This window comes from Candidatus Chloroploca asiatica, from assembly GCF_002532075.1.
Lineage (GTDB): Bacteria > Chloroflexota > Chloroflexia > Chloroflexales > Chloroflexaceae > Chloroploca > Chloroploca asiatica.
The window spans coordinates 25,279-35,911 of sequence record NZ_LYXE01000125.1 but is presented as its reverse complement, the minus strand read 5'-3'; the positions used below and the strand labels follow the sequence as shown (position 1 = coordinate 35,911).

General features: G+C 63.4%; 7 protein-coding genes. 2 read left to right on the top strand and 5 right to left on the bottom strand.

Features of this window, described 5'->3' with window-relative positions:
* The coding region (locus tag A9Q02_RS16325; protein ID WP_141508979.1) for a tetratricopeptide repeat protein at nt 1–1,739 on the top strand (1,739 nt) is incomplete at its 5' end.
* 350 nt (nt 1,740–2,089) lie between these two features.
* Nucleotides 2,090–2,842, top strand: a complete 753-nt coding sequence (locus A9Q02_RS16320) for a hypothetical protein (protein WP_097654152.1) — start codon at nt 2,090–2,092, stop codon at nt 2,840–2,842.
* Between the two features lie 218 nt (nt 2,843–3,060).
* On the opposite strand, the gene A9Q02_RS24345 is transcribed toward A9Q02_RS16320, so the two are convergent.
* The 5 genes from A9Q02_RS24345 to A9Q02_RS16300 all read right to left on the bottom strand — a co-directional run bounded on the left by A9Q02_RS24345 (nt 3,061) and on the right by A9Q02_RS16300 (nt 10,091).
* Complete coding sequence (locus A9Q02_RS24345; protein WP_172451062.1) at nt 3,061–3,285, bottom strand: HEPN domain-containing protein; 225 nt, start codon at nt 3,283–3,285, stop codon at nt 3,061–3,063.
* On the bottom strand, nt 3,278–3,520 hold the full coding sequence (locus tag A9Q02_RS24340) for a hypothetical protein (RefSeq protein WP_172451060.1): 243 nt from the start codon (nt 3,518–3,520) through the stop codon (nt 3,278–3,280). The genes A9Q02_RS24345 and A9Q02_RS24340 overlap by 8 nt, the downstream gene beginning before the upstream one ends.
* Nucleotides 3,521–3,686: 166 nt before the next feature.
* A complete protein-coding gene (locus A9Q02_RS16310) occupies nt 3,687–4,544 on the bottom strand; it encodes a hypothetical protein (protein WP_097654150.1) in 858 nt (285 codons plus the stop codon).
* Nucleotides 4,545–4,711: 167 nt separating this feature from the next.
* On the bottom strand, nt 4,712–7,996 hold the full coding sequence (locus A9Q02_RS16305; protein ID WP_097654149.1) for an NACHT domain-containing protein: 3,285 nt from the start codon (nt 7,994–7,996) through the stop codon (nt 4,712–4,714).
* Between the two features lie 526 nt (nt 7,997–8,522).
* Nucleotides 8,523–10,091, bottom strand: a complete 1,569-nt coding sequence (locus A9Q02_RS16300) for a hypothetical protein (protein ID WP_097654148.1) — start codon at nt 10,089–10,091, stop codon at nt 8,523–8,525.
* Between the last annotated feature and the right edge of the window lie 542 nt (nt 10,092–10,633).

The window sequence follows — 10,633 nt, the reverse complement described above, 5'->3', positions numbered from 1 at the left end:
AACGCGCCCTGGACATCCGCGAGCGCGTGCTCGGCCCCGAGCATCCCGCTACCGCCACCAGCCTCAACAATCTCGCGCTCCTGCACGATGCCCAAGGGAACTACGACGCGGCCCGTCCGCTCTATGAACGCGCCCTGGACATCCGCGAGCGCGTGCTCGGCCCCGAGCATCCCGCTACCGCCACCAGCCTCAACAATCTCGCGGGCCTGCACGATGCCCAAGGGAACTACGACGCGGCCCGTCCGCTCTATGAACGCGCCCTGGCGATCCGCGAGCGCGTGCTCGGCCCCGAGCATCCCGATACCGCCTTAAGCCTCAACAATCTCGCGGCATTGTTGCGTGCCCAAGGGAACTACGACGCGGCCCGACCCCTCTACGAACGCGCCCTGGCGATCCGCGAGCGCGTGCTCGGCCCCGAGCATCCCGATACCGCCTTAAGCCTCAACAATCTCGCGGCATTGTTGCGTGCCCAAGGGAACTACGACGCGGCCCGACCCCTCTACGAACGCGCCCTGGCGATCCGCGAGCGCGTGCTCGGCCCCGAGCATCCCGATACCGCCTTAAGCCTCAACAATCTCGCGGCATTGTTGCGTGCCCAAGGGAACTACGACGCGGCCCGCCCGCTCTATGCACGCGCCCTGGCCATCCGCGAGCGCGTGCTCGGCCCCGAGCATCCCAATACCGCCACCAGCTTGGGCAATCTCGCGGCCCTGCACGATGCCCAAGGGAACTACGACGCGGCCCGCCCGCTCTATGCACGCGCCCTGGCCATCCGCGAGCGCGTGCTCGGCCCCGAGCATCCCAATACCGCCACCAGCTTGGGCAATCTCGCGGCCCTGCACGATGCCCAAGGGAACTACGACGCGGCCCGCCCGCTCTATGCACGCGCCCTGGCCATCCGCGAGCGCGTGCTCGGCCCCGAGCATCCCAATACCGCCTTAAGCCTCAACAATCTCGCGTACCTGCACCAAACCCAAGGGAACTACGACGCGGCCCGCCCGCTCTTCGAACGCGCCCTGGCGATCCGGGAGCACGCGCTCGGGGCCGACCATCCTGACACCGCCGCCAGCCTCAACAACCTGGCGGGGCTGTACCACGCGCAGGGGCAGTACGACGCGGCCCGCCCGCTCCTCGCACGCGCCCTGGCGATCCGCGAGCGCGTGCTCGGCCCCGAGCATCCCGATACCGCCTTAAGCCTCAACAATCTCGCGTACCTGCACCAAACCCAAGGGAACTACGACGCGGCCCGCCCGCTCTTCGAACGCGCCCTGGCGATCCGGGAGCACGCGCTCGGGGCCGACCATCCTGACACCGCCGCCAGCCTCAACAACCTGGCGATCAATTACTATGACCAGGACGATGTCCAAACCGCCGAGCAGCTGATGGGCCGGGCACTTGCGATCTTCGAAGCCCGCCTCGGGCCTGACCACCCCGACACGCAGGGCTCACGCCGGAGTCTGGCTGCCATACAGGAACGCCTCAGGGGAACGTCCGCCCCGCCGCCCAGCGACGTCACCGCGCTCCTCGGGGCCATCGCCGCCGTTGCCACCGGTGACGATGCGCCACGGCAGGAAGTCACAGCGGCCCTGGCGCACCTTGAGCAGCAGGGCTGGAGGCTGCGCGAACCCGTCGAGCGCCTCTGGGCCGGTGAGCGTGACCGTGATGCGCTGGTGACGGGCCTCGACGAGCAAGACGCGGCGCTGATCGACCGGGTGCTGGCGTTGATCGCGTTGCCCTGATGATCCCTGTTGGCCGGCCCTGCGGCGCATCCACGGCGATCTTGCCAAGGGAGCGTATCTTTTCGGGTGCGCAGACGGTCTAGCGTGGAGTACCCACTGTGCTGGAAGCAAAGGCGGGCAGGAGTCGCCATGGAAGCCGCTTGAATCGGATCCAGGCCCCGCAAAGCCAGAACAACTGCCACATTCAGAAACAGACTGGCCGATCATCCTGATCAGCAAACCAGCCCAATGGGGTTGATGCGACGACAGGCCAGCCGTTGCTGCAGATTGACGTCACCATGGCTGCGATACTGGCGCAACAGCAGGCGAGCGTCATACCACGCGAGATGCAAAGCCTCTATAGATCCAGGGTGCGCAGCTCAAGCGAGGTGAGTTTCGGCACCACCGCTGAAATCGATCAGAGCCGCATCGAACAGTTGCTGCGCCAAGAGACGCCGCAAATCCTCTTCCTGGCCGCGCAGAGCGTGGGTTTTGCGCCTGACGACCCACGGCAGAGCCAATTGCAGGGTGCGCTAATCATGGCTGACTGGACAGGCAACGGCCCGGTTGCGCGTGAGCAACTACTGACTGGCGAAGATGTGCGTGATCTCGACCTGAGCGGCATGCTGGTCTGTATGCATTCTAGCTATGGCCTGGGCTGGCCCGCCGAGGATGGGCAGATCAAGGTCACCGAGCAACCATCTGGGTTTATGCAAGAGGTACAGCCTGACCCACCGGAGCGAAAACCGCTTCAGCTTGCCCCACATGCCGCCATCGCCCAACTCCCGCAGCAGATGTTGCTCAGCGGGGCGCTGGGCGTGTTTGGACAGGTAGATCGGGTCTGGTACTATCTTACCTTTCGCAAGGGCGAAGCCTCGATTCCTTTCGAGGATCTGTTAAGCCGGTTGATGCAAGGTCGTCGAGTCGGCGCTGCAACCGACCAGTTCAACATAATCCAGGCTGCGAGGGGAATGCGTTTAGCCAAGAAGCTAGATGATCTTAAGTTTAATAAGCAGGTCGCCGATGCTGATCTGGCCGACCTCTGGCTGGACTACCACAACGGTCGCGCTTATATCTGGCTCGGCGACCCGGCGGTGCGTTTGCGCGTTGAGGAGGAGTCATGACAAGCGACATGATAATGCGAGAATGCTCGAAGAGACGAGCCAGCCTGGAAGAATACCGCCAACGAACGGTGGCATTCCTTGCTAGCGAGGAATTGCCCAATGACCATGGTTGAGCATAGCACCGTCAAGCTACGCCAACTTCCGCCTGAGTTGTTGGACGATGTGGAGATATTTGAGGTGGGCGCGTACTTACAGATGGAGCGCACTGCGTGGGTTCGTTAACCTTGCCATCTAGCGGTAGGGTCTACCTTGATGCTGATGCATTGATCTACAGCGTCGAACAGATCGCCCCCTACTATCAACTCCTCCAGACACTTTGGCTGGTGGTAGTTCAGAAATGCCTTGAACGCCTTCTCGATCCCCTGTTGACAATGAAAGAGGGCAGCTTCAAGCAAAGGCCGATCAGCAGCAAGGTCAATGGTTGCGCCACGCAGATCATTCACCGCCTTGATGATCCAGATCCGTACGTCGGTCAGCAACAGGGGATCCGTGGAGTGCCCGCGCCGCGTTGGGGTTGGCGGTGAGCGCCACATAGAACTGCTGACCAACGACACGTTCCATGCCAAGCGCGAGCATGCCATTGACAACCGGCAAACCCAACGCATCCAGACGAGCCTGATCAGCCGCGCTCAGACTGCTGGTTGGGTACTGGATATGATCGAGCGTACGCAGCACCATGTCGAGATCGTCGTTCTGATAAGGGCTAAAGAAATGGCTGTACCGTGTCGCCCTCCCAGGCAATCGTCGCGACGATTGGGCTGGGCGTAAAGCGCAGCACCAGACTGATCACCGGAGTCGCGGATGGGCTAGGCGTGAGGACGAGCGCAGGGGCAGTTGGATGGGTTTAGCGCACGCCGGTCGCGATCTGGACTGAATCGCTAATCGTTTTAGCCTGCATCCGCTGATGCAGGCGACCCGCGATGTCAGAAGCCTGCTGACGCGCCCGCGTAATCGCTTCGGCTTCCATTTCCTGCAACACCGTGATCGTCGCCTGATCAGGGGCCGCCGGGGTCAGGGCCGCCCGCTCCAACAGTTTGCGCAACGCCGTCAACATACCCTCCAGCTGCTCCCCGAAGAGGTCGAAGTGGGCTTCAAGCGCAGCCACATTGCTCAACTGGGCACGGGCAGCGGGCTGGTCGGCTAGGGCCGACTGGAGGGCCACACTCTGGGTGAGCATCCGCTCAAGCAGCCAGCCGTGGTAGAGCCGCCAGGCTTGATCGTTGCGGGACAGCTCGGCCTGGAAGGCGCGCGCAGTGGTGGGCAGCAGCTGCTGCTTGATCAGCAAAACCTGGGCATCGGGGTGGCCGTGCAACAGTTGGTTGAGGGCAGCGGCGAGGCTACGTTGCACCGCCGCTAGATCCTGGGCCTCGGGTGGTAGTTCGATTGCGGTGACGCTCCGGGCTGTATCGCGCAGTAAATCGAAGGCATCGGCATTATCGTGGCGCACGCGATCAAGACCGTACTGCTCGCGCAGCGTGCTAGCGGCCTCGCGCACTGCATTGGTAAAGGCCTGCTGAAGCTGGGCCGCAGGCGGTGGGCCAGCCCCAAAGACACCACCGAGGGCCTCAGCGACCCAGTTGCCTCCAACCCCCCCGGCCGCGCCGAGCACACTGCCCAGGATGCCACTGGCGGGCAGGACACTGGCGCCAACCAGCAGCAGCCCGAGCGTGAGTTTGGCCTTGGCGTCACTTTCAGCCGGCATAGGAACCTCCTAAATAGTTTATACCGTGATTCCGCGCTATGCGCGGCTGGGGGTGTTGCCCATACGTATGCACGCAAACCTACGAGCGAGGTTTGGAGGAGGCGCTTTAGCGCCGTTTGCGGCCCGTGGACGGCGATGAAGCGCCTACTACGAGCATTCAATGAGCGTCAAGGAGCCAGATCACTCGAAAGCCTAGGAAGATATTCCAATCCTTCGGAATGAGCGTCAAGGAGCCAGATCACTCGAAAGCCTAGGAAGATATTCCAACCCTTCGGGTCGAATTCGACACGTGAACCACAGTTTAATTGTTCTGTTGTGTTACTCCATTCATTATAAGCAATTAGCGCCCTTTCCCGAAACGTAAAATCTGTTCGTGCTGCAACGCCATCTGAGGCTTCTATAGCTGTTGCCATCCATTCCTGGATATTACCAACCAGATCCTCGGCTCCACAGGCCGCCCGACCCAACGGGAAACAGCCCACCGGAGCGGGACGCTCGATGCCCGTCTCGCGGTAGTTGGCGTGCTCTGGCGTGGGTGCATCGTTCCCCCAGGGGTACCATTGCTGGCTGTCGCCCCCCCGTGCGGCATACTCCCACTCCAGCGAGGTTGGTAGGCGAATCACTGCCTCGGCAGGCAACCAACCCTGCGCATGGCCCTGCGCGGTGAGCCAGTTGCAGTAGGCTGCGGCCTCATACCATGAGACGCCAACTATCGGCTGGAGCGGGTTGTTCAGACCGGGATCGCTCCAGTAGCGCGGTAAGGTGATACGATCGGGTTCGCCTTCAACGCGAGAGCCATCTGGCTGAATGTACTTCCAGCCCTCTGGAGTCCACCACGACTCGTGGGCGTAACCACCTGCGGCGATGAAGGCGGCGAACTCGGCGTTGGTGACGGGGTAGCGGGCGATCTTGAAGCCGTAGGGGATGATAACGTGCTGGAGCACATCTTTCGGAGCGTAGACGTAATCTTTTTCCGTGGTCTTGTTGCTGTCCTCCTCATCGTCATCAGCATCCTCTAACTCCTCCTCATCGTCATCAGCATCCTCTAACTCCTCCTCATCGTCATCAGCATCCTCTGACTCATCGCCATACCAGAATGACCCTGGCTCAAGCTGGCACCAATAGCACCCATTGGGCGCATCGCCGGTGGCCGGACTGAGCAGACGTGGGTCGGGGGCAATTAGTGTGGCCCCCTGCTGAGTCAAGGCATCCAACGAACCATAGCAGAGCTGCCCAAGGGCTATACCTGCGCGGGCTCTTAGCGGCGCAGCGGCCAACGCACTATCGGCGGTGGCGATGGTGCGCAGCGCGATGCACGCTCTGGTCCAGCGTCCATTTGTACCGACCCACTCCTCACGATAGCCAGCAGCGCGGGCGTAGCCTACCAGGGCCAACAGTTCACCCGCCAGAGTTTGCTTCAGAGCAGTGTGATCGTCTAGTAACTCCTTGATCACTTGCAGCGTCCGCCCGAGCGCCCCATCCTTGAGTGCCTGATAGCTGACCATCAGGCGCAAGGCCTCGTGCCAACCAACCTGCCCGGCCCGTTCACACACCAGCCGGTCGAAGTCGTCCTGGAGGCTGATCCAGTAGCCAGCCAGAAACTCCTGGAAGCTGCGGTGCGGGAAGGCGTAAACCTCGCCGCTCTCGCCGCTCTGCTGGAACAGCAAGCCGTTGCGAGTGGCAAAGGCGCGGAGCAAGCGTATCACCAGGGCGGCGCGGCGCTCCTCGTCGGAGACGTAGTAGGTGAAGGCAGCATTGAGTTCGGCCTTCACCTCACTGCCGCTCAGGTCCGACGGTCTCGCTTTAGCATCGGAGTCGCTCAGCGAGCGGTTGTGGGCGGCGAAGGCAATCCGGGCCATCACCTTCATCTTAGCATCGGAGTCGCTCAGCGAGCGGTTGTGGGCGGCGAAGGCAATCCGGGCCATCACCTTCATCAGATCGGACTCCTTGAACTCGGGCAGGCCAAGCTGGCGCAGCAGGTCGGGCTCGCTGCGCCAGCGCAGCAGCAGCAGTTCGATGCACTCACGGTAGAGTAGGGCGCGGGCGTCGGGGAGCTTGCCCTTGCCGGCATGGACGATCGCCATCATGGTCAGCAGCAGCGGCTGGCGGGCCATCTCTTTCATGTCGGTGCGTCCGGCGAGGGCCTGGCGCAATCCAGGCGCGTTGCCAAGCATCGTGCGCCCGGTGTCAGCAACTTCATCGTGCCAGGCGTTGATAAAAGCATCGATCTGCTCATCATTCAGAGCTGCCAGAGTCTCGACCTGAAAGCCCGACAGGTGGCGTTGCTCGTTGGCCTGGTAGTCAAGCACGCGGCAGGTGACTAGCACCGGGCTGTGCGTATAGATGCCAGCCGACACCTCGATACACTCAGTGACGCGCTTGAGCACCGGGCCAGCCTCAACCTCGTCCAGGCCATCAAAGAGCAGGATCGCCCGCCCGTCATGCAAGGCTTGGCGCAGCAAGGCCAGGGCTGAATCATCGCGACCCAGGATCTGTTCCAACCAAGTATGCAGAAGATCGACTTCCTGGCCCGGGTTTGGGTTGCGCGGTAGCACAGTGGCCAGTTCCCGTAGCACAACCCGAATCGGCAGCAACGCCCCGCATTTCCAATGGGGCGCAAGCCGTTCAAGCGGGGTTGCACCCTTGGTCGACTCGACCTGAACACGTTCACCAAGGGCGGCTCCAGCCAGACAGAGAGCCAGGTGGTTGAGGAAGGTACTCTTGCCGCTGCCGGGGCCGCCCAACAGCATCAGGCGGGCGGGCGGGTGTTGGTTCAGGGTTTCAAGCGCACTTACTTTTCTTGTATCTCGAAAAAAACTTCGCTGGATAACACCCCGATGGTCATCATACTCCTCTTGCTCCTGGGGATTTAGCTCCACTTGACGCTCAGTGTCCAGCCCGATATACACGCGCTCCAGGCGCATTTCGGCGTGATGACGGGCATCGCGCGGGTCGATGCGGGCCATCTGCACTGTATTGCACTGGAGGCGAAGTGAATGCAGATAGGCGGTCAGCGCCTCCTCCGCCCGGGTCTCAGCCGGGTCTTTGGGGGCCTCGTAGTAGTTCGTGGCGACGATTTGTTTCGCATGCTCGATCCGCTCGGCACACATCCCCTGGCACACCGCCATCGGCTGCTGCTGCGCGGCGCCCAGCGCCTCGATGAGGGCGGCGCACGCCAGATCGAGGGCCTCGCCATGAATCATCGCCCGCAGCGCGAACAGGGGATCGCGCAGGGCGCCGCGCAGAGCCTTGCGGTGCTCGGCACCCACCAATTCCTTCAAAAGATCGCCGACTTCATCCTGATCAACACACACGGCCAGCGCTTCCAGCAGCGCGAGACTGAGATAAGCCAGGGGAGACGACATTTCGCTACGCGCCAGTTCGCCCTTCTGATCAGCGGCGAGGCGCGAGTGGGCGTCGGCAAAGATGGTTTGGAGTTGGGTATTGTTCATATGAAATCGGTTAAGAAATCCATCCAGCAAAAAAATTACTGATCACGCCGGCGTCAAGTAAACCTGTTCTGGAAAATGTAAAACCAGCTCGATACTATCGAAAATTAGGTATAATAGGGTGCGGAAAACGCAAGAAAGAACGCAATGTTCTAAATGCTCATTCCAGAGTTGTGCTGCACCAAACAAAGTAAAATCCTCGGTCAGTGAGTCCAAGGTAAAGATAATTCCTAAATCGAGAACCGCATGAAAGCTAATCAACGGTATCTCTATACTTATTATACGACAGCAAAATCTATAAGTCACCGTTCGCCGTAATGGTAACGTCTTCGGGGCATGCCAACGATTCGTGCAATATCGCGCCATGGGCGCGATTTCGCCCGTTCTGATGCGCCATCGCTCTATCGCTGCGCCCAGTGCTGAATGCCAGCGCAGGGGCCTGCGCTGGCACCGTCGGCGATCCTGGTGAGCTTCGCATGCATCGGTGAGCGCGGGTCGGCACGCGAAACCGGTGCCTGGCCACCGCGCCCTAGGCTCGCAGCGGAGCCTCGTCGTCGTTCCGCCGCAGCCCGAGCCGCAGTGTGAACAGCCCGCGCGCCTGTACCTGCCGGGGGGCCGCCAGGCCCTCGTCCGCCTGAATGCGCCCCGCAGGACGCTGATGGGGCGCAACATACGTGTAGCCGGGCGGCGGGGCATCCAGCCCGTGCGCGTGGGCGCGGTCGGCGGCGGCGGTCGTGCGCCGCTGGAAGTCGCGCCTGTCCTGCCGCGCTTCCCATCCGCTCGGAAGGCGGCGATAGCCATGGCCTGCCAGGACATAGGCATTGATCAGCGCCCGATCTTCGTCGCTGCCCCAGTGCGCCAGGTACCGTACCGGCGGCAAGCGCACGCTGCGCCCTCCACCGGGGCCACGGCCCGTAGCCTCGCGCGCCCCCGACGGGCGGGCGGGCGGTGCGGCGTCCGGCTGCGGCTCCATCACGATGGCCTCCGCACAGAGATCATGCCAGAGGGCGGCCAGAATCGCGTGCATCAGCAGCCAGGCCGCCGGCGGAAACGAGATCGGGAAACGTGTACTGCTGGCTGGGGTGGCTCCCCACCAGGCCACCGCCGCCGCCTCGTCATCGGCCCCGCCCACCGCCACCCAGAGGCCTTCGGGGTGGGGGATGACGCGCACGCGTGCGATGTTCCAGGCGGTCACTTCCGCCATCAGGCCGGGAGGGATGGTTAGATCGAGCACCTCACCGAGGTAGCGGGGGGCCGGGCGGCTCACCCGTGCGAGGAGGATCGCGGCCAGGTCACGCAGCGCCTCGGCCCGCTGGGGATCAAGGGTGAGGGGTTCGGTCGCGGAGCCGACGACCAGCGTATGCGTACTGACGCGGCCCAGGCCGCCAGGGAGCAACGCGGCCGGTGGCGGCGCTGGCCCAGCAACGAGCGCGAGCCAATCAATAATCGCATCGGTGGGATGCCCGCCGTCAGCCAGGGGCAGCGTGACGTGGCCCGCTCGCTGCGCCGTGCGGTGCATCACCCCGGCCATGCCCACGAGGATCCGCAGCAGCGGCGGGTCGGTCGGCACCCCAAGCGGCAGGGAACCCCAGCGGCGGGCATCCGCGCCGCGCAGCGCCCACAGGGCTTCGCCGTAGCAGCCGAGCATGCGGGCGACGACCCAACGGTCGCCCCCGAGATCGAGGCCGGGGTCGTCGGTCTCGCGGTGCAAGGCCTCGTAAACCAGGGCGCGAATCGCACGAAGCGCTGCGGGTTCGTGGTCAGGGACGTTCAGCGGGGGCAGCGTCGCCCCGACAAAGCGCAGAATGGACAGGTGCCAGGGTTCGGGCAGTTCGCCGGTCAGGGTGCTGAGCGCCAGGGCAAGCAGCGGCGTCATGGGCACCGGCGTGGCGGCGAGCCACGCCCCGGCGTGCTGGGCGGTGAGGGCCAACTGGTCGCGCCGCCGCAGGCGCAGGGTGATGACCGTGTTATCGGTGATGATCACGGCATGGTTGCGGTGCCAGTGCGCCAGATCAATGTCGTGCGGCGCGGCCTCCACGGTTGCCACGACCCCATTGGGGAGGGTGGTCGTCAGTTGAGGGAAGGGTGGTGCAGGCACGGGTGATGTCCTCGGGTTGCACGATTGCGCACGCCGCCTGAACGGACGCGCGGGCGGGGCCGCCGACGGCGGCGCGGGGCTGGGTCAATGATCTGCCGCGTGGGTCAACGGCCCGCGTCGTTGGTGCCCATGATACCGCATGGCCGGTGCGGAGCAAGCGGGGGGTGGGCAACGCACGCGCACGAGGCCACGCGGTGGAAGAGCGCTCGGCTCAGCAGCAGGGAACGACGACCCGTCGGCCCCGCCATGATGCGATCCTTCCGGTCGTTACCCCCTGGTTTGCCCACCCGTTTCGCCCCCCAAGTTGTCGGAAGGCGACGCCTAGTGACCCCGCGCCCCTCACCGCCTTCGGCGCAACCCTCGCGAGCCGCGCCCCCAAGAGGCCCTGCGCCGAGCTTCGTGGCACTAGCCTCAAGGGGGCTCAAGCCTGGGCTTTTCCGTCACGCGTGTTCCGTGATCGCATAAGGTTATGCTTTAAGTCACAGTCAACCTCGCCCACGGCCTGCTTTGCCCATTCCGTGCGCGTGATCCGGAATTCAGCC

Coding starts and splice junctions, on each gene's coding strand:
- A9Q02_RS16310 (WP_097654150.1), bottom strand. CDS start 4,544: ATGCCGGCTGAAAGTGACGCCAAGGCCAAACTCACGCTCGGGCTGCTG.
- A9Q02_RS24340 (WP_172451060.1), bottom strand. CDS start 3,520: ATGGTGCTGCGTACGCTCGATCATATCCAGTACCCAACCAGCAGTCTG.
- A9Q02_RS16305 (WP_097654149.1), bottom strand. CDS start 7,996: ATGAACAATACCCAACTCCAAACCATCTTTGCCGACGCCCACTCGCGC.